Below are 24,644 nucleotides of genomic sequence, written 5' to 3'. Positions count from 1 at the left end.
GGGGACTCAGTCCACCGTGGGCAGACTCGAGGCGAGGGGGGGCTTCCCCGGTCCGGGCCGCGCGCGCCCGTCCTTGCCGCGCGGCCGCTTCAAAAGACGCGCGCGCGTCACGATGCCGGCGCCGAACTTCTCCGCCAGCGTGTCGGAAGCGCGCGCCACCCGCGCGGAACGCTCGTGGACCGGATCGGCGAAGAGATCGAGCTGGCCGGAGCCGGGCGGCGCGAGGTGGGTCACGCCGACGCCGAGCAGCCTGACCCCCCTCCCTCCGAGACGGATGCGCGTGCGGAACAAGTCGCACGCCGCGGCGTAGATCTCCTCCGTCAGGAAGGTCGGGGCCGGCAGCGTCAGCGCCCGCGTCCAGGTGGTGAAATCGCCGGCGCGGACCTTGACGCGGACGGTCCGCGCGCCCAGTCCCTCGCGCCGCAGCTCGCGCGCCACCCCCTCCGACCGCTCCAGGAGCTCCGATTCGATGGCGTCTGGATCGCACAGGTCCGCGGCGAACGTGCGCTCTTCCGAGATCGATTTGGACGCCCGATCCGGCACGACAGGCCGGAGGTCCTCGCCGCGGGCCAGCGACAGGAGGTGACGCGCCGGCCCCTCCCCCAGCGCCGCGGCGAGCCGGTCCTCGCCGGTCTCGACGAGCTGGACTATCGTCCGGACTCCGAGGAGGTGCAGCCGGGCGGCCGATTTCGGACCGACGCCCCACAGGCGCTCGACCGGCAGCGGCCACAACCGCGCCGGCACATCTTCGAGCGGAAAGATGACCAGGCCGTCCGGTTTCTCGAGATCGGAGGCCACCTTGGCAAGGAACTTCGTCGGTGCCACGCCGACCGAGGCCCCGAGCCGCTCCCGGGCGCGAATCGTCTCCTTGAGACGGCGCGCGGTCTCGGCGCCTCCGCGGAGGTCGGCCACGACCCCGGTGAGATCCAGGAACGCCTCATCGATCGACAGTGGCTCGACCAGGGGGGTGAAGTCGTCGAAAATCGAACGGATCCGCCGCGACACCTCCACGTAGAGCCCCATCCGTCCCGGCAGCCATGTGGCCTGCGGGCAGAGCCTCATGGCGACGATCGACGGCATCGCCGAGCGCACACCGTAGGGCCGCGCTTCATACGAGCAGGTCGACACGACGCCGCGCGGTCCCTTGTGTCCGATGATGAGCGGTCGTCCCGCGAGGCGCGGCTCCTCGCGCACCTCGACCGCCGCATAGAACGCGTCCATGTCGACGTGCAGGATGACGCGCGGGTGCGAGGGCATGGCCGCGGGACGGTCAGGCCTTGTGGAAGGCGTGGAAGTGGTTGACCGGGCCGATCCCCTTGCCGATGTCGGGGGCGGTCTGCAGGGCCGCGATCAGGAACTCCTTGGCGCGCGCCACGGCGTCCAGGGGCGGCAGACCGTGCGCCAGATAGGCGGCGATGGCCGCCGAATAGGTGCAGCCGGTGCCGTGCGTGCTGCGGGTGACGACCCGCTCCGCCTTGAACTCCTCGAAGCGCTCGCCGTCGTAGTAGAGGTCCACGACGTTGGGCCCCTCGGCGTGACCCCCCTTGATCACGACGCGCCTGGGGCCGAGCTCGAAGATGCGCTTCGCGGCGTCGCGCATCGCCTCGACGTCCGCGATCGTGTGTCCCGAGAGGACCTCCGCCTCGGGGATGTTCGGCGTGACGATCTCGGCGAGCGGCAGGAGGCGCGCTTTCATCGTCGTGACGGCGTCCTCGTCCAGAAGGCGCGTGCCGCTCTTGGAGACCATCACCGGATCGACGACCAGGTTGGGGGCGCGGAACTTCTTGAGCGCTGCGGCGACCGCCTCGACGATGGCCGTGCTCGCGAGCATGCCGGTCTTGACGGAATCGAAGCCGATGTCCTGGGCGACGGCCTCGATCTGCGCGGCGACCACGTCCGGGTCGATGGTCTGGATGCGCGTGACGCCGACCGTGTTCTGCGCCGTGACGGCGGTGATCGCGGACGTGCCGAACACGCCGAGGGCGCCGAAGGTCTTGAGGTCGGCCTGTATGCCGGCGCCTCCGCCGGAGTCGGAGCCGGCGACGGTCAGGGCACGTTTCATCGGGCCTCCCCAGGAGCGTGTCGGGGCCACTATATCGAACGCGCTGCCGGGGAGCAACGGGAAGGTCCGGACACGCTCCTAGCCTCCCGGCATGCGCCCGCTCCTCCTCACCTGGGCGATGACGCGCTTCAGGGCGCGCGCGGCGGCGGTGACATCCTCCGCCGAGACGACGGCGGACACGACGGCCGCGCCCCCGGCTCCGGCCTCGAACACCCGGGCCACGTTCTCGACCGTGATCCCGCCAATGGCCACGACCGGGATGGTCACCGATGAGGCGATCTCCGCGAGACGCTCCAGCCCGAGCGGCTCCCCCGCGTCCGGCTTGGTCGAGGTGGCGAACACGGGGCCCGCGCCGATGTAGTCGGCGCCGTCCTTCTGCGCCCGCCTGGCCTCCTCCCTCGTCGAGGCGGAGACCCCGATGAGGCGCGGCCTCGGCAGAAGGCGTCTGGCCTCGCGCGCCGGCAGATCGTCCCGGCCGACGTGCGCGCCGTCCGCCCCGGACACCAGCGCCACGTCTACCCGGTCATTGATGAGAAGGGCCGCCCCGAATTTGCGGGCGATCGGCTGGATTTCGGCGGTGACGCAACTTAAGTTGTAGGCCGTGGAGGACTTGTCCCTGATCTGGATGGCGTCGGCACCGCCCTCCAGGGCCGCGCGGGCGACCTCCACGTGAGAGCGCCCGCGGGACAGGGCCTGGTCCGTGATGACGTAGAGGTCATAGCGTGGCCACCCGTCCATCAGGAGACCTCCCCGGGGAGCCGATTCTAGCACCATGAGCGAGACCGATCCGGCCAGCCCGCCCAGACAGGTCGACCCCGACACGACCGAGACGGCCGCGCCGGGGCTCGAGCCCGCCCGCGCCGCCGACCAGGCGGGCCCGGCTCTCCCCCGACCGCCCGGGTCGGACTCGGAACCTCGTCCGCGTGAGGTCGCGAACCCGTTCCTGGCCCATCTTCAAAGCCTGCGCGAGCTGCAGATCACCCTGTCGCAGGAAGGCCGGGCCGAGTCGATTCTGGGAGAAGGAACCACCGGGACCGTGGAGATCGTCGGCGCCGATTGCGCCGTCTCCGTCGTCGAGCCCTCCAACGGACAGCCGACCCTGCGCTTCGGATGGCTCGAGGGCCGGCCCATGGCGCAGCACGAGATCGCGATGGTCCTGCGGCGGCTGGAGGAGCCGATCCAGAGGGTGCGCTCGGGCAAGGTCTCGCGCGTCGTTCTCGGGGCAGCCGAGGGCCCGGACACCGCCGGCAAGCTCGGCACGGCACCGGGCGGCCGGCCGATGGAGGCGATGCGGGCGCCGCAGTTCGGATCGATGCTGGTGCTCGGGATCGACGCGGCCATGGGACCGCGCGGTGCTATCGTCCTGGCGCGTCACGATCCTCTGCCGTTCAGCCGCGAGCAGGTCCTCCTCGCCGACATCCTCGCGACGCTCATGGCCATCCAGATCGAGCGGGCGCTGCGCGCCACCGACGCGCGGCGCGCCAGCGAGCGCATCCAGGACGAATGCGGGACGGCGATCAAGCGCCTGCACGAGACCACCCTGGAGCTCCAGGCGATCAACAGCGTCGCGGCCGCGGCCACGCCGTCGCTCGATCTCGAACGGCAGATCGAGATCGCGCTGCGCAAGACGCTCGAGGTGACCCGTTTCAAGGTCGGCGCGATCTTCCTCGTCGAGGACGCCGGCGCAGGCGAAACGCTCCGCTTCGCGCGCGGCGTGGGCGACCCGACGTACCTCGGCCTGGCGCGGGGGCGCGAGCACCGCAAGGGCCAGGGCGTGGCGGGCCGGGTGTGGGAGCGCGGCGAGCCGGTCGCCATCGCCGACCTCTCGGCCGATCTGTCTCTCGAGGGGCACGCGGACGAGCTCGTCGTCCTGCGGCGCGCCGGCTATCGTGCCCTGGCGGTCGTACCGCTCGTGGCGCGCGGCCGCGTCATCGGCACGATGGAGCTCCTGTCGACCGAGGCGCGTCCGGAGCTCGAGAGCCGGCCGAGCCTGGCGCAGGCGATCGCCGGCCAGATCGCCATCGTCATCCAGAACGGCCGGCTGCTGTCGGACGTGATGCGCCACAGCCTGAATCTCGAGGCGCAGATCGAGACGCAAACGCATGACCTGGCCCGGCGCCACGACGTGATCGCCGCGCTGCAGGCGACGCTCGAGACCGCGAGCCGCTCGAACGATCTGAGGGAGGTCGTCGAGAGCGCCCTCCATCGCGCCCTCGCCCTCCTGGACCTTCCGGCGGGGACGGTCCATCTCGTCGACCCTGGCACGCGCGCCCTGCATCTGAAGGCACAGAAAGGTCTGCCGCAGAACGCCCTCGACGAACTGGGCTCCCGGCTGTCCCGGACGATGATCGGCAGGACGCTCGAGGCGGGACAGCCGATCCTCGGGTCGACGGACCCCGCCGACCTGCTCGACACGGACGGCCTGCGCTTCCGAGCCGCGGTGCCGCTGCGGGCCATGAGCGGCGTGCACGGCGTGCTGGCGCTGGCCGGTCCGCACGACCTCGTCCTTGAGGAGCCCGACACGAGGACGCTGGCCGCGATGGGGGAGCTTCTCGGGCTGGCCGTCGAGAACGCGCGCGCCTTCCAGCAGACGGCCCCGGCCGGGCCGCCGAACCAGGAGCTGCCTGTGCAGCTCGTGCAGGCCCAGAAGATGGAATCCATCGGCACGCTCGCCGGCGGCATCGCGCACGAGTTCAACAACATCCTGGGCGCCATCCTCGGCTACGCGAGCCACATCCGGGGATTGACGACGACCGACAATCCGATCCACCGCCAGGCGATCACCATCGAGCAGCAGTCGCGGCGCGCGAGCGAGCTGACGCGGCAGCTCCTAGCCTTCGCGCGCGGCGGTCAGTACACGCTGGAGCCGCTGGACATGAACCAGGCGATCGCGGACACGGTGTCGTTCCTGTCCAAGAGCATCGACCCGCGCATCGTGATCGAGACGCGCGCCGACCCGGACCTCCCGCTGGTCGAGGCCGACGCCAGCCAGCTGCAGCAGGTCCTGGTCAACGTGGCGGTCAACGCCGCGGAGGCCATGCCGGAGGGGGGGCGGATCACGTTCGAGACACGCGTGGCGCACCTCGACTCAGGCTTCGTCCGATCGCGGCCCGACCTCGAGTCGGGGGACTACGTCGAGGTGGTGATCGGCGACACGGGCGTCGGCATGCCGCCGGACATCACCGACCGCGTCTTCGAGCCGTTCTTCACCACCAAGAGCGAGGGGAAGGGGACCGGTCTCGGGCTGTCGGTCGTTTACGGCATCGTCCGGAACCACAAGGGACACGTGACCCTCAACAGCACCCCCGGACTCGGCACGACGGTACGCGTGTACCTGCCGGCGTTCGACCGCGTCCGACAGGCGGAGAGCGCCGCGGCCCCGGTCTCCCGTCCGCCGGCGGCACGGTCCGCGCGGGCGCCCCTGCTGCCGGCCCCGTTCGAGCGCGTGGCGGTCGTGAAGGTCGAGCGCCGCAAGCCGAAGGCGGCGGAAGTCGTGGCCGGGGCGGCCGCACCGGAGCGCCCGAGCGCGCGCGCGGTCCCTCCGCAGCCGCCGGCGCCTCCCGGGCGTGCCGCGCCGGCGGACCCCGCGACCGACCCTCCCGCACCGGCGGCCGCCGCGACCGAGCCTCCCGCGCCGGCGCCGGCCAGGGTCCCGGCGAAGGGAAGGATCCTGGTCATCGACGACGAGGGGGCGATCCGCGAGATGGCGCGGGACATCCTGGAGAACGCCGGCTACGAGGTGGTGACCGCCGTCGACGGAGTCGACGGGCTCGAAGTCTACCGGCGCGAGTGGGGCCGCCTCGATCTCGTGCTCCTGGACATGGTGATGCCCCGCATGGGCGGTCTCGAAACCTACAGGCGCCTGCTCGGCATGGACCGGACGGCGCGGGTCCTTCTGTGCTCGGGGTTCACCGACAACGACAAGGCGCAGAAGGCGATCAAGGAGGGGGCGCTCGGCCTCCTGCAGAAGCCGTTCACCATGACCGAGCTGCTGTCGCGGATCGACAGGGCGCTGGCGCGGAGGTGATGAGATGAAAAGAGCCGTTTTCGTCCTGGTGGCCTCCACGGCGTGCGTCGCGGTTCTTGCCTTCGATTCCGCGGAATTCCATCCGGCGACCTTCAAGAACTTCCAAAGACAGCAGCCGGCGGCGGCCGAGGGACGGGACTTCGTCTTCGATGCCGCGACGCCGGCCCTTGCGGTCGGCGTGAAGTACTCCGGTGCGACCCGTTCGATCGCGGCACTCCGGGCCGCCCAGATCGTGATGGTGGCGCGCTCGCTGCACAAGCCGGAATACTCCGCCCTCTACCGCAAGGAGATCGAGGTGGTCGAGCAGGGTCGGTCGTACTGGCTGCCGATCCAGGATGAGGTGCTGTCGGAGCTCGCGAAGCTTCTGAACCCCGGGCAGGAATTCACCGTGTACGTGCGCTACCTTGGGGCGGCGCTCTCCGGCCCCGATCGCCTCTACCTCCTCATCGACTTCGACGCGGGCCCGCCGAAGCCCCTGCCGCGGGACACGTGCTTCGCGAGGCAGCTCTTCGGCATCGCCGTGGGACGGCCGCTGGCGCCGGTCCTCGAGGGGCTTAAGGCCAAATACGGCGAGCCGCACGTCATGCGGCGCGGGCAGGAGAATCTCTACGTGTTCCTGGTCGACCTGGAGTCGCAGACGTACGTCGTCGTGGGGGACGCCGGCGAAGGGTACCGCGACAAGGTGTTCTCCGTGCAGCTCACCGGGCAGCCGGGCCAGCGGCCCGCCGTGTTCAGGACCCTGCGGTTCGGAGCCCCCTCGTCGGAGGTCGCGAGCGTCCTCGGCAAACCGGTGGATACGGTGTCGAGCGGCGAGGGGTACACCCGGCTGGTCCTCGCGCACTCCACCTGCTCGGTCGAGCTGAAGAACGGTGTGTTCGCTTCGATTCTCATCGCCGACGATCCGAATTACTTTCAGGAGTAGTGATGCTACACTCCCGCCGCACGCAACGGGAGGCCGCCATGGCGAAGACCGAGCTGCGCTTCTACCACAAGCCGACCTGAACGAGCTGCCGCAAAGCAAAAGGTCTTTTGCTGAAGAAGGGGGTCGTCCTGGTCGAGCGCGACATCGGCAGGAACCCTCTCACCGAAGGTGAGCTGAAGGATCTGTTCGGCGACCGCGACCCGCGCGAGTTCCTGAATACGCGGAACGAGCAGTACCGGACCATGAAGATGGCGGAGAACCCGCCGTCGCCGGCCGAATCGATCCGCCTCATGGCGCAGAACCCGAACCTGATCCGCCGGCCGATCGTCGTGCGCGGCGGTCACGCGGTCATGGGGTTCGACGAGGAGGCTCTTCTCCGGCTGGTCGGTCCCGCTCGGAAGAGATCCGGGACAAGGTAGCCGTTGCCGCGGCCGGGAGATCACTTCCAGTCGAAGTCCTGAAGGAACTCCTCGCGCACCATTTCGCGGATCTTCGGCAGCTCGTCTTCGAACAGACGGCGGCGCTCGGCCTCGTCCGGATGGAACCTCTTCTGGAGCTCCCCCCAGGACGGCTGCTCGCGATCGAGGGCCGCGAAGTCCCTAAGCTGCGCCACGAAGACGTGGGTGTAATCGGCGCAGGGAGCGGGACCGTGGTAGGGGACCGTCAGGAAGCTGTACCTTGTCCAGATGCCCCGCGCCACCATGGCTTCGAGCATCGGCCGGAAGACCGTCTTCACGAATCTATCATAGTCGCCGGACTTTCCAGGGAACGCCCGCAGATACTCGACGTGATAGATCCGTCCCGCCCCCTCCCGGGCTCCGTACGGCGGCTCCCCGGGCCCCTGCGGCGCCGGGCCGGCCCCGGCCAGAAGAAACAGCGAGACGAACGCGATCGCGGCCTGTCTCATGGTGTGGCCCTCCTCAGTAATGGCGTGGGGCGCATCGTAGGGAGAGGGGGCTCGGAGGTCAAGGGGGCGGGCCGCAACGCGGTTGTGGAGGTGCGGCTGCGGTGCTATCGTGCCGCCACGGGAGGAGACTTCATGAACCTGAGCCGATCGGTCGTCGTCACGGCGTGGGCCGCGCTGGGGATCGTCGCCCTGGCGGGCGCCGCGCGCGCCGGCGAGGAGGGGCCCCAGATCACGATCTACAACCAGGATTTCGCGCTCGTCCGGCAGATCCGCACGATCCTCGTGAAGGAGGGTGAGAGCGAGACGCGTGTGGCGGGGGTCACCGCCCTGCTCGAGCCCGACTCGGTGGTGCTGCGCGATCGCCAGGACCCGAAGGGGCTCCGGATCCTGGAGCAGAATTACGAGGGGGACCCGCTCAGCCAGGGGTTCCTGCTGCGCCAGAACGAGGGAAAGGTGGTGGCGTTCCAGTCGCTCAACCCGGCGACTGGGAAGAAGGAGATCGTGAACGGGCGCGTGGTCCGCAGCGGTTACGCTCCCCAGCAGCCGGGCATGGCGTACGCGCCGTCGACCCCCATCATCGAGGTCGACGGCAGGATCCAGTTCTCGCTTCCCGGAGAGCCGCTGTTCACGGCCCTCGGGGCCGACGCGATTCTCGAGCCGACGCTCCTGTGGCGCCTGTGGAGCGACAAGGCGGGCGGGCGCGACGTCGAGATCTCCTACCTGACCGGGGGGCTCGGATGGCAGGCGACCTACAATGCCGTGACCCCCGAGAAAGGGGACCGGTTCGACCTGGTCGGCTGGATCACCCTGAACAACCAGAGCGGCGTCGCCTTCAAGGATGCGCGGATCAAGCTGATGGCCGGCGAGGTGAGCAAGATCCAGCCGCAGCGGGCACGGGCGATGCTCGAGTCGGCCGTCATGGAGAGGGCGGTCAGCCCCCCGCCGGAGGTCACCGAGAAGGCCTTCGACGAATATCATCTTTACACGCTGCCGCAGCCGACCCTGCTGCGCGATCGGGAGGTCAAGCAGGTCGAGTTCTGCCGCGGCGCGGATGTCCCGGCCGCGCGCCTGTACGTCTACGACGGGGCCCAGATGGGGATGTATGGCGGCTGGGATCCCGGGATGGCCCGCAACCGCCCCGACTACGGCACCGAGAGCAACACGAAGGTCTACACCATGCTGGAGTTCGTCAACAACAAGACGTCGGGGCTCGGCATCCCGCTGCCGCGCGGCACGCTGAAGATCTATCGCACCGACACCGACGGCGCGCGCCAGTTCGTCGGGGAGAACGTCATCGACCATACTCCCGCGGGGGAGAAGGTGCGTCTGTATCTGGGCAACGCCTTCGACCTCGTCGGCGAGCGCCGCCAGGTGAACTACCGCGTCGACACCAGCAAGCAGGCCGCCGACGAGTCTTACGAGATCAAGGTGCGCAACCACAAGAAGGAGCCGGTCGAGGTGCGGATCGTCGAGCACCTGTACCGCTGGGCCACCTGGAAGATCGCGGTGTCATCCGATCCCTACGACAAGACCGACTCGAGGACGATCGAGTTCCGCGTGAAGGTGCCGCCGGACGGTGAGAGGGTCGTGACGTACCAGGCCCGCTACAGCTGGTGACTCGGGCAGCCCCGCGCTCACACGATCGCCAGATCGCGCTGCCCGGCTCCTCCCAGGATGAGGTGACGACCATGAAAATGCCCCTGCCCGCCGGGGAGCAAGGGATCCTCGCGGCGCTCGATCCGATCATGAAACGCCCCGGAGTCCGCGCCGTGATCGACGCGGCAGCCGAGAGGGTGGAGAAGACGCTGCTCGCCGCTCCCGGGGCGCAGATGGCCTGGGAGACCGTGCCGCTGTCCACGTTCGACCCCGGCCTGCCGCAGACGATCCGCTCGGGCTGGGTCTTCATCCTGCGCGACGGCGCCGTGACCGGGGCCGAAAGACACCCGAACAGCGTCCAGCGCACTCTGTCCTGGCGCGGCGCCGGCGACCTGATGACCCGGACGGGCGCCCGCTGGACGAGCCACAGGCTCGTGAGTGACGGCAGCGCCCCGCTGCGGCGGAGATGGGTCACCATCCCGGCCGGCACCTGGCACCAGGTGGTGGTGCGGGGCGGGCACTGGGTCGTCCTGTCGTTCCACACGGCGCTCGCGGAAGATCTGATCGAGGAGCGCCCCCGGGAGGATGCTCCCGAGAGGAGCCACAGGCGGCACTACCTGGGGGATTCTGCGCGCTAGGAGCCTGTCCGGGGCATCGCGGTGTTCTAGCCGTCGAGGCGCGTCAGCCGGACCTTGCCGCCGGCGCGCACGCGGGCCAGGCGCGTGGCGTCGCCGGTGATGCGGCCGAAGACGTTGACCGGCGAGGCGGCGACCGGAGCCGTGTCGCGGCTCGCGGGCGTGCGGCCGAAGAACAGGGCGATGGCGGGTCCCTGCGGCCAGTACCCGATCTCTCCCACGGCGACCTCGGCGCGCGCCTGTGCCTCGAGCGGCAGCTTCAGGGCGACGTCGAAATAGATCTCTTCGCCCCAGAGACGCGCGGCCCCGCCGAGGGGAAGGGCGTCCCAGACCGCAAGGGCGGTCGGGGTCGAGGCGAGGATGGCGTACACGCGCACGCCGTCCGCCTCGATCCGGATGGCACGTTCGGAAGCCACGGTGCGGTCCTCCGCGGACGGCGCAGCGCGCGCCGCCCGCCTCAATAGGTGGGGCGCGGCGGCAGGGCCCGGGCGGCATCCATCCAGCGCTTCACCGGGGGATGCGACAGGACCGCGTCCATGAAGGCCGCTGTCTTCGGGGCGTGGGTCGTCGGCACCTTGAAGGCGGTGAGGCGCACGATCGCGGGCGCGTACATGATGTCCGCGGCCCCGAACGCCCCGAACAGGAACGGCCCCTGGGCCCTCCTGCGGTCGAGAGCGTCCTGCAGGAGACGCAGCATCTCCGCCGCTTCCTCCAGCGCCTCCGGCGTCGGGTGCGGCGGCTGCGGGAGGAAGCACAGGTTGAACGACATCGACTCGCGCAGCTTCAGGAACGACGAGTGCATCGTGGCGGCCAGCCAGCGGGCGTGGGAGCGCGCCTCCCGGTCGGCCGGCCACAGCGGCGGGTGTTCCGGGGGCGGGAAGACCTCCTCCAGGTACTCGAGGATCGCGAGCGAGTCCGGGATGACGCGGGCTCCGTGGTGCAGGACCGGCACGCGGCCCGTGGGCGACACGCGCCTGCGCTTCACGCGATCCTTGTCCTCGCGCAGCTCGATGGTGCGCTCGTCGAACGGCAGACCCTTGGCCGCAAGACCGAGCCAGCCTCGCATGGACCACGAGGAGACGTTCTTTTCTCCGATGTAGAGAACGAGGTTATCGGCCATGTGTGTCCCTCGACTAGGAGCGTGTCCGAGCAATGGCAGGGGAGTCGTGCCCGTACAGAATCAGATTCCAGTGGGTCCGAACGAGGGCCGCGTTCCGCCCGTCCGGATGCTCGAGCTCGTAGATCAGGAGGGACGCGGGACGTGCCTCGTCCTGGCGATCGAGGGCCAGGACCATCTCCTCCTCCATCCGCTCGAGGAGCTTGCGGAAGGCGACGACCACCACCTGGTGGGTGATCAGCAGGACGCGCTGGGAGGCGTGCTCGCGCACGAGGGTTCCGATGAAGGAATGGACGCGCAGGTTGACGTCGGCGTACGACTCGCCTCCCGGAGGCCGGTAATAGTACTTGCCGACGTGGCGGCGACGGGCCTCCTCGTCGGGATAGCGCGCGCGAATGCCGTGCTTGGTCAGCCCCTCGAGGACGCCCCACTCCTTCTCGCGCAGCCGCTCCTCCTTGACGAGGGGAGGGCGCTCCGCGAGCGCGGTCATGACCTCCTCGGCGGTCTGCACGGTCCGCCGGTAGGGGGAGACATACAGGACGTCGAAGGGGCCGAGGTCGTTCAGGCGCGTCCCGGTGGCGTGCGCGTGCTCGCGTCCCTCGGACGTCAGCGGCACGTCGACGTCGCGCATCGGGAGGCCGAGATGGATCTCCTGCGAGCGGCTGTCCTCGAGATGCTTGCGTCTCTCGGTCGCGAGGCTCTCGGCGTGCCGCATCACGGCCAGAAGCGAAGGCCACTTGGAGACTGAAGATTCCGCCACGAACGCGATTCCCCCTCGGGCCGCGCCTGAACGCATGGATTCTACACGAGACGCCGCGCCCCCGGGCGCGGTCGCTCTGCTAGAATCCGGCGCTCTTATGCAGGATGCCGCCGAGTCCCGCCGTACATTCCTGGTCGCGCTGAATTTCGCCTCCGTCTACACGTTGTGGGGGTCGACCTACCTCGCCATCCGGTTCGGGGTCCAGGACCTGCCGCCGGCGCTCCTGGCCGGGACCCGTTTCCTGATCGCCGGCGCGCTCCTGTTCTCGTGGCTCCTGGTGCGCCGCGTGCCGCTGCCGCCGAGGTCGCTGCTCCTGCCGATCGCAATCACCGGGATGCTCCTCCTGTTCGGCGGAAATTATCTGGTCACCTGGGCCGAGCTCACCGTGCCGTCCGGCATGGCGGCGGTCATCGTGGCGAATCTGCCGTTCTTCGTGGCCGCGATCGAAGCGGGCCGCAAGGACGGCGAGCGCCTGTCCGGCACCGGTGTGCTGGGGCTCGTGATCGGATTCGCCGGGATGCTCGTCCTGATGTGGCCCAAGCTGGCCTCGACCGGGCACCACGGGCTCGGCGACTTCCGGGGCGAGTTCGCGCTCCTGGCCGCGAACCTGTGCTGGGCGTACGGATCGATCTACTCCCGCCGGCACATCCGCGGCATCGCCCCGCTCATGGGCGTGGCCCTCGAGATGCTGATCGCCGGCGCGGCCCTGACGCTGGCGGGCCTTCTCCTCGGAGAGGCGCCCCATTACCATCTCACGCCCCGCGCCGCGCTGGCGGTGGGATGGCTCGTCGTCGCCGGCTCCCTGTGCGGCTACTCCTCCTATATCTGGCTGCTGCACCACGTGCCGGCCGCCAAGGTATCCACGTACGCCTACGTCAACCCGATCATCGCCGTCTTCCTCGGCTGGCTTCTGCTCGACGAGTCGCTCGACTGGAGGATGGCCGCCGGCACCGGAATCATCCTCGGGGGGGTCGCGGTGGTGAACGCAGCGCGGATCCGGGTCAAAAACTAAGACTCCCGAGGCCTGCTGTATCCGAGCCGCAACGGCCGCGACCGCGCACCCCGCGCTTTGTGAGCCGGTGCCCGGGTGGGGTATAGTCGCGACAGGTCAGCCCTCAGGACGGAAGGCCCCCCAGCCCGTCGTGGACCCTGCCAGGATCCGGGGCCCGGGCCGGCCGGAGGCGGCATGAAACGGGGACAAGGCCAGGCACCAGCCTTCAGGGCGGGGGCGCGCTTTGCCCTCGTCCTCCTCACGGCATTGACCCTGTCGGCACTGTCTGCCGGCGGCGCCCCGCAGACCGGAGGGCCGACTTCCGGAACCCCCGCGCTTACCGGGAAGAAGACCGGGCTGCCCTACGTCGAGGGGGACGTCCTGGTCAAGTTCAAGGCGCGCGCTCCCCAGAGCGAGCGCGGCAAGGCGCGCGCCGACCTCGGCGCGAAGCGTCTGCACGAATTCAGGAGCCATGCCGAGCACTTGCGCCTGGGACCGGGCCGCACGACGGCGCAGGCGATCGAGCGCCTGCTGCGCAACCCGCACGTCGATTACGCCGAGGCGGATTACATCGTGCAGGCGGCACGGACCCCGGACGATCCGGGCTACGCGTCCCAGTGGGGGCTGAACAACACCGGACAGACGGGCGGCATCCCGGGCGCCGACATTTCGGCGGAGCTGGCTTGGAACACCACCGTGGGGGACCACGCCGTCCTGGTGGGGGTCATCGACAGCGGCGTCGATTACACGCATCCCGACCTGGCGGCGAACATCTGGACCAACCCGGGCGAGATCCCGGGAAACGGCATCGACGACGACGGCAACGGCTTCGTGGACGACGTGCATGGATGGGACTTCTACAACGACGACAACGATCCGATGGACGATTTCGGGCATGGCACCCACGTGGCCGGCATCATCGGGGCCGTCGGCGACAACAACCTCGGGGTCACGGGAGTGGCGTGGAACGTCTCGATCGTCCCCTTGAAGTTCCTGGGATCCTCGGGCAGCGGCCCCACCTCGGCGGCCGTGCGCGCCATCGATTACGCCACGCGCATGGGCGTGCGCATCCTGAACAACTCGTGGGGGAACGAGGACTTTTCGCAGACGCTGGCGGAGGCGATCGCGGTTGCGGGTGCCTCGGACGTGGTGTTCGTCGCCGCGGCGGGCAATCTGTCCAGCAACAACGACCAGACGCCCTTCTATCCTGCGGGCTACAACCTCCCCAACGTGATCTCGGTCGCGGCCGTCGATCCGTTCGATCAGAAGGCTTCGTTCTCCAATTTCGGCCCCACGTCCGTCCACATCGCCGCGCCCGGAAAGGACATCCTGAGCACGCTTCCGGGCCGCGAATACGGGCTCGACAGCGGCACCTCGATGGCGGCGCCCCACGTCACGGGGGCGGTGGCCCTCATCCGTTCGGTGGCGCCCGACATCCCCGCCGACCAGGTCAGGCGCAGGATCATGGACTCGGCCACGCACCTCCCCTCCCTCTCCGGCCTGATCGCCGGGGGCGGACGCCTCAACCTCAGCACTCTCGTCGCCACGAAGGACGACGTACCGCCCGGGTCCATCCTCGACCTGAGCGTGACCTCGTCCAACAGCAACTCGCTCGTCCTGCGATGGACGGCGACCGGCGACGACGGCGGCGTCGGCCGGGCGGGGGCCTATGACCTGCGCTACTCGCCCGATCCGCCGTCGACCGCGGACATCACCCAGTGGCCGTCCGTGGACCATCCGCCCCTCCCGCAGCTCGCCGCAGCGACCGAATCGATGGAGGTCCCGAATCTCGAAGCCGACACGGACTACGTCCTGGCGATCAGGGCCCGGGACGATTGGGGAAACGCCGGCCCCTTCGGAAACCTGGCCTCCGGAAGGACGCTCCCGTCTCCGACCTTCGACTCGTCGCCCCCCTCCTTCTCGGCGGCGCTCAGCACCGGCGAGTCCGCGATACGGACCCTGACGATCCGGAACACCGGCGTCGGGACGCTCGACTGGACCATCCCGACTCCGATCATCAGCGGACCCGGCGGGAGCGTGGCGGGCGCCTCGGTGGCGGCCGCGCAGGACGAATCGGCGCAGTCGGGAGGAACCGGCGGACCCGACCCCTTCGGGTACCGCTACATCGACAGCGATCAGCCGGGCGGTCCGGTTTTCAGCTGGGACGATCTGACCATCTCCGGAAAGGGACTCCCGGTCGAATCCCTCGTCGGAGATGATCAGATCTCGGAGGCGATTCCGCTCGGCTTCCCCTTTCCCTTCTATGGACAGACCTTCAACTCCGTCCGGATCAGCACGAACGGCTTCCTGACGTTCACCGGCAGCAGCCCCCCCTACCTGAACAAGCCTCTTCCCAACCTCGCCGCCCCGCCGAACCTGATCGCACCGTTCTGGGACGATCTGAGGTTCCTGGGAGACACCCGTGCCCTTTACACCCGGGACGCCGACAGCTTCACGGTGCAGTACAACCACGTGCCCCCATTCGCGGGGGTGGGCGATTTCACGTTCCAGGCGACCCTGTACAGAAGCGGAGAGATCGTCTATCGCTATTTTTCGATGACCGGCGAGACCGGCAGCGCCACGATCGGCATCCAGGACGAAAGCCAGAGTCAAGGGCTTCAGGTCGTCTTCAACTCCCTGTATCTGCACGACCGGATGGCGATCCGCATCTTCAACATACCCCAGTGGCTGAAGGCTTCCCCGACCGCCGGGCGACTCTTCGCCGCCCAGAGCCGGGACATCACCCTCACGATCGACGCCACAGGGCTGGAGGGGGGCGACTACGAGGGGGCCGTGATCGTGGGCACGAACGATCCGCTCCGTCCGTCCGTCGCCCACGCCGTGACGGTCCAGGTGACTCCCGTCCCGATGATCGCCGTGGACGCCGCCGCCCTCGAGTTCGGCAACGTGTTCTCCGGCGACTCCCGCAGCCTGCCGCTCGTGGTGCGCAACACCGGCACCGACGTCCTCGCGGTCGGCGGCATCTCCTCGGGTGACTCGGCCGTTTCGGCGTCTCCCACCGCGTTCAGCGTCCCGAAGGGGGGAAGCCAGGCGGTCACCGTGACCTACTCCCCGGCGGTGCCGGGGACCCTGGACGCGATCCTGGTGATCACCAGCAACGCCGCGAACGTCCAGGCGCTCCCGATCCCGGCCCGCGGCTCGTCCACGCCCCCGCCGCAGATGCTGGTCACGCCCGCGGGTTTCAATGAGACGCTTCGGACCGGTGCAACCGTGACCCGCCAGCTTCAGATCCAAAACCAAGGCGGGAGCAGCCTGGAGGTCGCCCTGCAGGCCGAGTTCACGGGCCTGGCTCCCTGGCTGAGCGTGTCGCCCTCCGGTGCTTCGATCGCCCCCGGGACGACCCAGAATTTCTCGGTGAAATTGGACGCCGGAGATTTCGGCACGACGAGCCTGAGCGGCGACGTCTCCATCCGGTCGAACCTGCTGGGCAATCCCGTCCAGCGCATCCCGGTGGTCCTGAACGTCGCCGGCGCCCCGAACATCGCCATCTCGGACGAGCCGTTCCTGGTCCAGTCGCAGAAGACGTTCAGCGTCTTCGGGGCCAGGACGGTCCACCGGCTGCCGCTGACATTCGCCCCGGGCGGAGCGGCCACTCTCGATGTGACTGTCGAGGGAAACTTCGGCGCCACGTTCGAAACGGCGGACGTCACGGCGGAGCGCATCCTGCTGGGAAAGGTGGGAGCCGGCGGTGGCGACTGCGGCACCGTGACGAGGAGCTTCCCGATCGACGCCTTCCTGTTCGCGCTGATGGCCGCCGACGATGCGGTCGAGGTGACGGTCCAAAACAACGACAACGTCGACGTCTTCTGTCAGATCAACCGTCACACCCTGAAACTCACCTACGCCGGGGCGCGCGACCTGCTCGATTTCGGCCCCCTCTTCATCGGCCTGCAGAAGACGATGACAATCGCCATCCACAACAGGGGGAGCGAGTCGCTCAAGGTCCAGCCGATCGGCACCGACCAGCCGGCGTTCACGCCGTCGGCGGTGTCCCTCGATGTTCCGGCACGAAGCACGGCGGCGCTGTCCGTGACCTTCGCTCCGACGTCCGACACCTCGTACACCGGGACGCTGTCGATCGCGAGCAACGACCCGGACACCCACGTGGCCACGCTCGCGCTTCGCGGCTCGGGGCTGCTGTCGCCGGTGATCGGCGCCAGTCCGTCCCAGTTCGGGCTGACGCTGTTCAAGAGGCAGCGCAGCAGCCAGACTCTCACGCTGTCGAACTCGGGCGGCAACCCCCTCGACTTCTCGCTGAACCTGAGAACCAGGACGACCGCGCCCGACCCGGCGCTCTGCGCGCCGACCGCGTACGTCTCCGAGTGGAGCGCGGGCCGGCTGTCGGCGGTCAACCTGACCACCGGGGCCACGACCCCCGTGACCGTCGGCCTGCGCACGCCGCAGGAGAACGTGGCGCTCGACCCCACCGGCACGGTCGCCTACGTGGCGGAGTCGGATCCCGGGACGCTGGCCGCGATCGACCTGTCGAACGGCAGGGTGAGCCGGGTGGTTTCCGGGCTCGAGTTCCCGGTCGGCGTGGCGATCACCCCCTCGGGGACCACCGCCTACATCAGCGAGGCCCGCAGCGGGCAGGTCACCTTGGTCGACCTGTCGACGGGCGCGAAGACCCCGGTCGCGACGGGGTTGGGGGCGCCCAACGGCCTGGCCCTGAACGCGGCGCTGACCACCCTGTACGTCAACGAGCGATCGGCGGGGAAATTCTCCTCGATCGATCTGCAGACCGGTGCGGTCACGACGATCCTCTCCGGTCTCATCGGACCGAACAGCATCGTCCTGAGCCACGACGAGTCGACCGCCTACCTCACCGAGTCGGGTGGCGGCCGGTTCCTGAAGGTCGACCTCGCCACGAAGACGGTCACCATCCTCGCCTTCAATCTCGAGGATCCGCAGGGCCTGTCGATCTTCGCCGGCGGAACGATCGCCTATATCGCGGAGTTCCGCAAGAACAGCCTGAGAGTCGTCGACCTGCAGACCGGGATCAATTCCCTCCTCGGGCACGGCCTGTCCGGACCGGCCGGCGTGGCGGTCCTGACCCCCGCCGGCTGCGAGATCGATTTTCTGACGGTCGATCCGACCGCCGGGGAGCTCGCCCCGGGGGGCTCCATGGACCTGTCCGTCCTGTTCGACAGCGGCGACCTGTTCGGCGGGACCTACCGGACCGACATCGAGGTCATGAGCAACGATCCGACGACACCGCTCCTGAACATCCCGGCGTCGATCACGGTGGACCCGATCTGCCCGGACCAGGACAAGGACGGGTACGCCGTCTGCAGCGGCGCCTGCGCGCTCGCGGGGAACAACCGCTGCGGTGACTGCGACGACTCGAACGCGGTCGTGCATCCGTTCGTGGAGGAGACCTGCAACGGGCTCGACGACAACTGCAACGGGCTTATCGACGAGAGTCTCGCGGGCCTGGATGCCGACGGCGATCTGATCGGCGACATCTGTGACAACTGCCCGGTCGTCTGGAACCCTCTCCAGGAGGACGCCGACGGGAACGGCATCGGCGATGCCTGCGAGCCGCAGGCGATCTGCCTGCGGGCCAACCTGGACGCCGAGGGGTTCTCGAAGGATCGCGTCGACGGCCGCGACCTGGCGAGCTTCGCGCGCGCCTTCGGGACCTGTCCTGCGGCCGCCTCGGCGGGGAGCGCGGCGAACCTGGATCTGGCGACCAGCGGAACCGGGGCCTGTGTGGACATGGCGGACTTCCACCTGTTCATGAGCGTGTTCGCGGTGACTTGCGCAGGGGGATCATGAGACCTCCGGTGTTCGAGTATCATCGCCGGCTCCTGTCGGCGGTGCTCGTCGCACTCCTCCTGGGCTGCGGCCGCAAGAGCGGCGACGGCGGCGGCGGAGGCGTGGTGACGCCGCCCCCTCCGCCCACGCCGACCTTCCGGTGCACGGACTCACTGGTGATGGTCAACAAGGTCGCCCTGAAGTGCGGCGCCCCGCTCCCCGGAAACGTCTGGCAGATCGACGTCGTGATCGGCACCCCGACGACCTCCACCGACATCGGGGGGTTCGCCTTCGACCTCCTGTTCGATCCGACGATTCTCGAGTATGTGCCTGACAGCGCCCGCGCGGGGGCCATGCTGTATCAGGATGCCGACACGCCGCTTCTCATCGCGCGGATCAGCGACCCGGGCCGCCTGGTCGTCGGGATCAACCGGACCAGCGGGGCGGCGGGCGTCCAAGGGATTCCCGGATATGATCTCATCATGAGCTTCTCGATGAAGGCCGTGCCGGGGGCGGAGTTCGATGCTGACCCCCGACACCTGGCGTTCGACATGAATAGATTCCAGGCCCTCGATTCGTCCGCCCAGGCTCAACCGATCCCCTCCATCACGTTCAGTGACCAGCTCCTGCTGTCGGTTCAATAGGTCCGCGGCGCGCCGACCGGCCGTGCGGGGCCGATCCGGAAGCGGGCGCTCCCGCGCCGGAGCGCCGCTCGTCCTCGCCTGGACGCTGGCGGCGTGCGTCTCGGTCCCCCCTGCACCGACGAGCCCCGCGCCCGGCCCGGCCGCAGCGGCGCCGACCCCCTCGCCCACCCCCGTTCCGCCCCCCCCGGCACAGCCGCCCGCCACCCCGAGGCCGGCCGTGGGGCAAGGGTCGGGGGAAGGGGACAGGAGCGTGGCAGCGGAGGGATCAGCGAATGCGGGGACGCAAGGGGAAGCCGGTGGCGCGAACGGAGGCACGGCGATCGGCACCTCTTCCGGCAGGAGGCCGGACGACAAGTCGTCCGCGTCGAGAACGGCGAGCCCGCCTCCGCCCCCCCAGGGAGGCGAGGCCACGACGGTGCCGGTTCCGGCGCCGGCCGGCGGATCCTCGGGGGGGGGATTGGCGTTGTCGGTCGTCATGAGACCGGGGACGCCTCGCGTGGGGGACGAGGTGACGGTCGAGATTGGAGCCGCGACCTCGACCGGGGTCGTGGACGCGCCGCTGCATCTTCTCTATGATCCGGCGCGGCTCCGGTTCGTCGCGGCGACGGAGGGAGACTTCATGAATCGCGATGGCGCCTCCACGGTGTTTCTGGTCAACGGGCAGTCGCGTCCGGGGGACGTCGTGATCGGCATCGGCCGGACCGACCGCTCCCACGAGTCCGGCGGTCACGGCACTCTGTGCCTCGTCCGGTTCAAGGTGCTCGCCTCCGGCGCCACGACGGTCGCGATCGGCTCGGCGATGGCCTGGGGTGCCGACAGCCGCCTGCTTCCGGTGAGCACCGGGGCCGCGGAGATCCAGGTCCCCTAGTGGAGCCGTCCCCTGCGCTGCGCGACCGCATGCGCCGCGGCCTGCGTCGCGGCGGCCACACCTGCTTCGTCCTGTTCCGCGTGACCGTGCCGACCTTCATCGTCATGGATCTGCTCGGCCGCCTCGGTGTCGTCCAGGCGATCGGCGTGGCCTGCTCCCCGTTCATGTCGATCTTCCGGCTCCCCGGCGAGGCGGCGATCCCCGTCCTTCTCGGGTGCTTCCTCAACGTCTACACGGCCACCGCCGCCCTCGGAAGCCTCGGTCTGAGCGGCGGCCAGATCACCACCCTTGGACTGATGCTCGGGATGGCGCACTCGCTGTTCGTCGAGACGACCGTTCTAAGGTCGGCCGGGGCCCGGGCCCTGCGGCTCCTGGTCTACCGGATGGTGATGGCGCTCGTGGTCGGGTGGGCCGCGTCGCGCCTGTTCATCGGGTCGGCCCCATGACGCCGGGCGGAGCGGCCTTCCTCGCGGCGTTCATTCCCGAAGGGGGATCGTTCGGCGGCGCCGTTCTCGGGGCGGCCCTGTCCGGGGTGCTGTTCTCGCTGAAGATCGCGCTCATCCTCGTCCCGGCGCTGATCCTGTACGAGGTGCTGGCGCCGCTGCCGTTGTTCGAGCGCTGGGGACGCGCGCTGGGGCCGTGGCTGTCGCGACTCGGGATGTCCCCGCCGTGTACAGCGCCGCTCGTGGCGGGGTTCTTCCTCGGGATCATCTACGGGGCGGGGATCATCATCCCCATCGCCGAGGAGAAGAAGATCGGACCGGAAGAGCTGCACAGCCTGGGACTGTTTCTCTGCACCTGCCACGCCATCATCGAGGACACCCTCCTGTTTGCCCTGGCGGGGGCGGCCGGCCCGGGGGAAGTCGCCGGCCGCATGCTCCTCCTGGCCGGACTCCGGCTCCTCCTGGCTCTCAGCGTTCTCGGAGGACGCCAGGCGCTCCTGCGCAGGAGTGGGAAAAAACCCTCGCTCGCGCTGGATTAGGGGCCGGCGCGCTCCTATATTCGCCCCAGAGCGCGACACTGCCCCGAGGGGAGGGGAGCATGCCCGGTTCGGCCCATCACGAGCTGCCGTCGGAGAGCCTTCAGGCGGAGACCTCCGGCTACCCGGTCAGGCGCCGCACCGATCTCATCGTCGGCACCGCTCCGGCCATGGCGCACGTCCTGGAGTTGATCGCCGTCGCGGCCCGCACCGGTATCCCGGTGCTGATCCAGGGTGAGAGCGGGACCGGCAAGGAGCTGGTGGCGCGCGCCATCCACTACACGGGGCCCCGGGCGGCGCGCCCCTTCCTGACCATGAACTGCGGGGCCATCCCCGAGACGCTCATGGAGGACGAGCTGTTCGGCCACGCGCGCGGGGCCTACACCGGGGCGCACGGCGACAAGAAGGGCGTGTTCGAGGAGGCGGAAGGCGGGAGCCTCTTCCTGGACGAGATCGGGGACCTGTACCTCTCCTGCCAGGTGAAGCTGCTCCGCGTCCTGCAGGAGGAGGAGGTGCGGCGGCTCGGCGAGACGCGCAACCGCAAGGTCGATGTCCGGATCATCGCCGCGACCAACAAGGACTTGAAGACCGAGATGGAATGCCGACGCTTCCGCGAAGACCTGTTCCACCGCATCAGCGTCCTGCCGATCCACCTGCCCCCCCTGCGCGACAGGCGCGAGGACCTCCCGCTGCTTGTGGACCAGTTCCTGCACCAGTTCAACCGCGAGCTGGGCCGGTCGATCCGGGCCTTCACGCCGCAGGCTCTCGAACGGCTGAAGAGCCACGCCTGGCCGGGCAACGTGCGCGAGCTGGAGAACCGGGTCAAGCAGGCGATGGTCATGGCGAAGGGAGACGTGATCGACGTCGAAGCCCTCGACCTGTTCCCGGCGGGGACCGTCGGAACGTCGTTCCCCTCCTTCAAGAAGGCCAAGGCGGAATTCGTCCGGACTTACCTCGTGCGGTGCCTGCAGCTCGTGAACGGGAACGTCGCGGCCGCCGCCCGGCTGGCCGGCAAGGACCGCAAGGACTTCTACGATCTCATGAAGCGGCACCACGTCGACCCGGCGGCCTATCGTTCCTGACACCCATTCAGGGGACCTTGAGCCGGTCGACCACCGGGTGCAGCCTGGGTCCACGGATCAGCCGGGTGCAGGCGTCCTCGGGCAGCGGGCGCGAGAAGTAGTAACCCTGCATCAAATCGACCTGATGCCTGAGAAGGTAGGCGACCTGCTCGGCGGTCGACACCCCCTGCGCCAGAACGCTCATCCTCAGGTTGTGTCCCATGGCGATGATCGCGGACACCACGGCGGCGTCGTCCGGGTTGACGGTGACGTGATGGATGAACGAGCGGGCGATCTTGATGTTGGCGAAGGGAAAATTCTTGAGCCGGATCAGGGAGGCGAATCCGCTCCCGAAATCGTCGACGCTGATCCGGATCCCCAGATCGTGCAGGGTCCGCAGAGTCCGCACGGCGGTCGACCCTTCCCTGAGGAAGGTCTCCTCCGTGACATCCAGCTCCAGGCGCTGCGGCTCGAGGCCGGTCTCGCGCAGGATTCGCGACACCGCGTCGGAATACTCCCGGCCGCGGTTGAGCTGGCGGTAAGACACGTTGACGACGATGCGCATCGGCAGCAGTCCCTCCCCCTGCCAGTCCCGCGCCCGCAGGCCGGCGTGCCGGAGCACCCATTCCCCGACGTCGACGATCATGCCGGTCTCCTCCGCCAGGGGAAGGAACCGTTTCGCCGAGAGGAGTCCCCCGGTCGGGTGCCGCCAGCGGACGAGGGCCTCGAGTGCGACGATCGACCCGCTGAGGGCGTCGACGACCGGCTGGTAGTGCAGGAGCAGCTCGTCCCGCTCGAGCGCCCGCTGCAGCGCGATGACCATCGACTCGCGCTCGCCCCGCGGCACCGCCGCGGCCGGCGAGTGCATCTGGAAATTGCCGCGTCCGATCTGCTTGGCGCGGTACATGGCGGTGTCCGCGTTCTTGAGAAGGGTCTCGGCGTCTGAGCCGTCCTGCGGATACACGCTGGCGCCCAGACTGGCGGACACGCTCACCTCGCAGCCGCCGATCGAGAACGGCGAGCGCAGGCAGTCGAGGATCTTCCGGGCCACCAGGGTCACGTCCTCGGTACTATCGATGTCCGGCAACAGGATGACGAATTCGTCGCCGCCGACACGCGACACCGTGTCGCTGGCGCGCACTGCGGCGGAGAGCCGGCCCGCGATCGCCTGAAGAAGCTGGTCGGCCGCCACGTGACCCAGGGAGTCGTTGAGGATCTTGAAGCGATCGAGGTCGAGAAAGAGGACCGCCAGTCCCTGGCTGTCGCGTCGCGCATGCTCCAGCGTGTGGGACAGCCGGTCCTCCAGGAGGGTGCGATTCGGCAATTCCGTGAGCACGTCGTGCTGGGCCATGTATTCGAGGATCTTCTCGAATCGGTTCCGCTCGATGGCGTTCCCGACGGCGCGCGCCAGCCCCTCGCCGTCGAACAACCCCTTGACCAGATAATCCTGGGCCCCCCGTCGCAGGGACCGGGCCGCCGTCGCCTCGTTGTGCTGGCTCGCGAGGACGAGGATCGGGACACCGGTCATGAGGCCGTGCAGCTCCGCCAGCCCTTCGAGATCCTCGCCGTCCGGCAGCGTCAGGTCGAGCAGGATCGCGTCGACCTTCTCCTCCCCGAGCAGAACGAGCGCCTGCCTGACCGAGCCGGCGGTCAGGACCTCGAGTTGCCTCTGGCCGACTCCCGCCAGCAGGTCACGCACCAGCCGGATGTCGCCCGGGTTGTCCTCGACGAGAAGGACCCTGAGCGGCGGGCCTGCCGCGCCGCGGGTGCCGGGTTCGGCCGTCGCGAACGGTGACGATACTCCGGGCTGGCCGGCGCGCAGCCGATCGGCCCCCGGGAGCGCGACACGGCCGAACCAGAACTCCTTGATCGACCGCACCACGGCGACGAACTCGTCCCATTGCGCCGGCTTGTTGATGAAGCAGTTGGCCTGCAGATCGTAGCTCTGGTCGCGGTCGGCCTCGGCGCGCGAGTTGGTCAGGACGATGACCGGGATGCGGCGCAGAGCAGGGTCCCGCTTGATTTCCGCCAGGACCTCGCGGCCGTCCTTCTTGGGCAGATTCAGGTCGAGGAGGATCAGGCCGGGGTGCACGCCGGTCGCCGCCTCGTCCTGTCCGCGCAGGATCTCGAGGGCGTGGATTCCGTCCGCGGCCCAGTGCAGCCTGCTGGGGAAGCCGCTCTCCTTCAGGGCCTCCGCCGCCAGGCGCGCATCGGCGGGGTTGTCCTCCACCAGGAGAATGTCGAGCGGCGTCCCGCGGGGCGCGGCGGTCTTCAAGAGCGGGCCCGTTGCTTCCATG

At 69.3% G+C, this 24,644-nt stretch carries 19 protein-coding genes and 1 pseudogene; 12 read left to right on the top strand and 8 right to left on the bottom strand.

The window, feature by feature from the left end; translation table 11 throughout:
• Positions 1-6: 6 nt before the first annotated feature.
• From dinB to thiE, 3 genes are all read right to left on the bottom strand, one after another.
• Positions 7-1,257 carry a DNA polymerase IV gene (dinB, locus tag VEW47_09000; GenBank protein HYS05316.1) on the bottom strand — a complete coding sequence of 417 codons (1,251 nt, stop codon included), beginning with the start codon at positions 1,255-1,257 and terminating at the stop codon, positions 7-9.
• Between the two features lie 13 nt (positions 1,258-1,270).
• Positions 1,271-2,062 (bottom strand): bifunctional hydroxymethylpyrimidine kinase/phosphomethylpyrimidine kinase, encoded by a 792-nt coding sequence (gene thiD / locus VEW47_08995; GenBank protein HYS05315.1) that lies wholly within the window; start codon positions 2,060-2,062, stop codon positions 1,271-1,273.
• A 78-nt stretch (positions 2,063-2,140) separates the two neighbouring features.
• Complete coding sequence (gene thiE, locus VEW47_08990) at positions 2,141-2,800, bottom strand: thiamine phosphate synthase (GenBank protein ID HYS05314.1); 660 nt, start codon at positions 2,798-2,800, stop codon at positions 2,141-2,143.
• 34 nt (positions 2,801-2,834) lie between these two features.
• Between thiE and VEW47_08985 the strand changes: the two genes are divergently transcribed.
• The 3 genes and pseudogenes from VEW47_08985 to VEW47_08975 all read left to right on the top strand — a co-directional run bounded on the left by VEW47_08985 (position 2,835) and on the right by VEW47_08975 (position 7,430).
• Positions 2,835-6,089: a GAF domain-containing protein gene (locus VEW47_08985; protein ID HYS05313.1), complete on the top strand. Its 3,255-nt coding sequence runs from the start codon at positions 2,835-2,837 to the stop codon at positions 6,087-6,089.
• Positions 6,090-6,093: 4 nt separating this feature from the next.
• Entirely contained in the window at positions 6,094-7,011 is a 918-nt protein-coding gene (locus VEW47_08980; GenBank protein ID HYS05312.1) for a hypothetical protein, read from the top strand.
• A gap of 92 nt (positions 7,012-7,103) precedes the next feature.
• Positions 7,104-7,430 (top strand): annotated as a pseudogene (locus VEW47_08975) (ArsC/Spx/MgsR family protein).
• 20 nt (positions 7,431-7,450) lie between these two features.
• Here the strand turns inward: VEW47_08975 and VEW47_08970 are convergent.
• Entirely contained in the window at positions 7,451-7,918 is a 468-nt protein-coding gene (locus VEW47_08970; GenBank protein ID HYS05311.1) for a hypothetical protein, read from the bottom strand.
• Between the two features lie 132 nt (positions 7,919-8,050).
• Here VEW47_08970 and VEW47_08965 point away from each other — a divergent pair, with 132 nt between their 5' ends.
• Positions 8,051-9,535, top strand: coding sequence for a DUF4139 domain-containing protein (locus tag VEW47_08965; GenBank protein HYS05310.1), 1,485 nt, complete (start codon positions 8,051-8,053; stop codon positions 9,533-9,535).
• 71 nt (positions 9,536-9,606) lie between these two features.
• Complete coding sequence (locus tag VEW47_08960) at positions 9,607-10,152, top strand: hypothetical protein (protein ID HYS05309.1); 546 nt, start codon at positions 9,607-9,609, stop codon at positions 10,150-10,152.
• A gap of 26 nt (positions 10,153-10,178) precedes the next feature.
• On the opposite strand, the gene VEW47_08955 is transcribed toward VEW47_08960, so the two are convergent.
• Genes VEW47_08955 through VEW47_08945 form a run of 3 tightly spaced genes read right to left on the bottom strand, consistent with a single transcriptional unit; the run spans position 10,179 to position 12,026 of the window.
• Complete coding sequence (locus VEW47_08955) at positions 10,179-10,565, bottom strand: cyclophilin-like fold protein (GenBank protein HYS05308.1); 387 nt, start codon at positions 10,563-10,565, stop codon at positions 10,179-10,181.
• 41 nt (positions 10,566-10,606) lie between these two features.
• On the bottom strand, positions 10,607-11,269 hold the full coding sequence (locus VEW47_08950) for a glutathione S-transferase (GenBank protein ID HYS05307.1): 663 nt from the start codon (positions 11,267-11,269) through the stop codon (positions 10,607-10,609).
• A 13-nt stretch (positions 11,270-11,282) separates the two neighbouring features.
• Positions 11,283-12,026: a histidine phosphatase family protein gene (locus VEW47_08945; GenBank protein ID HYS05306.1), complete on the bottom strand. Its 744-nt coding sequence runs from the start codon at positions 12,024-12,026 to the stop codon at positions 11,283-11,285.
• A 97-nt stretch (positions 12,027-12,123) separates the two neighbouring features.
• On the opposite strand from VEW47_08945, the gene VEW47_08940 reads away from it, so the two are divergent.
• The 7 genes from VEW47_08940 to VEW47_08910 all read left to right on the top strand — a co-directional run bounded on the left by VEW47_08940 (position 12,124) and on the right by VEW47_08910 (position 22,368).
• Positions 12,124-13,038, top strand: a complete 915-nt coding sequence (locus VEW47_08940) for an EamA family transporter (protein HYS05305.1) — start codon at positions 12,124-12,126, stop codon at positions 13,036-13,038.
• 174 nt (positions 13,039-13,212) lie between these two features.
• Positions 13,213-18,816 carry a S8 family serine peptidase gene (locus tag VEW47_08935; protein HYS05304.1) on the top strand — a complete coding sequence of 1,868 codons (5,604 nt, stop codon included), beginning with the start codon at positions 13,213-13,215 and terminating at the stop codon, positions 18,814-18,816.
• The gene (locus VEW47_08930; protein HYS05303.1) at positions 18,813-19,439 is read left to right on the top strand and encodes a hypothetical protein; all 627 of its coding nucleotides are present in this window, start codon (positions 18,813-18,815) and stop codon (positions 19,437-19,439) included. The genes VEW47_08935 and VEW47_08930 overlap by 4 nt, the downstream gene beginning before the upstream one ends.
• A 415-nt stretch (positions 19,440-19,854) precedes the next feature.
• Positions 19,855-20,307 (top strand): cohesin domain-containing protein, encoded by a 453-nt coding sequence (locus VEW47_08925; protein ID HYS05302.1) that lies wholly within the window; start codon positions 19,855-19,857, stop codon positions 20,305-20,307.
• Complete coding sequence (locus VEW47_08920; GenBank protein ID HYS05301.1) at positions 20,307-20,753, top strand: nucleoside recognition domain-containing protein; 447 nt, start codon at positions 20,307-20,309, stop codon at positions 20,751-20,753. The genes VEW47_08925 and VEW47_08920 overlap by 1 nt, the downstream gene beginning before the upstream one ends.
• Entirely contained in the window at positions 20,750-21,289 is a 540-nt protein-coding gene (locus tag VEW47_08915; GenBank protein HYS05300.1) for a nucleoside recognition domain-containing protein, read from the top strand. Before VEW47_08920 ends, VEW47_08915 begins: the two co-directional genes overlap by 4 nt.
• Positions 21,290-21,348: 59 nt before the next feature.
• Positions 21,349-22,368, top strand: a complete 1,020-nt coding sequence (locus VEW47_08910; GenBank protein HYS05299.1) for a sigma-54 dependent transcriptional regulator — start codon at positions 21,349-21,351, stop codon at positions 22,366-22,368.
• A 7-nt stretch (positions 22,369-22,375) separates the two neighbouring features.
• Here VEW47_08910 and VEW47_08905 read toward each other — a convergent pair whose 3' ends face one another.
• Positions 22,376-24,643, bottom strand: coding sequence for an EAL domain-containing protein (locus VEW47_08905; protein HYS05298.1), 2,268 nt, complete (start codon positions 24,641-24,643; stop codon positions 22,376-22,378).
• Position 24,644: the final 1 nt, after the last annotated feature.

The organism is Candidatus Dormiibacterota bacterium, from assembly GCA_035635555.1.
Taxonomy (GTDB): Bacteria; Acidobacteriota; Polarisedimenticolia; order Gp22-AA2; family Gp22-AA2; genus Gp22-AA3.
Note: the sequence above shows the minus strand (reverse complement) of the source record. Positions and strands in the feature narration are given on the sequence as shown.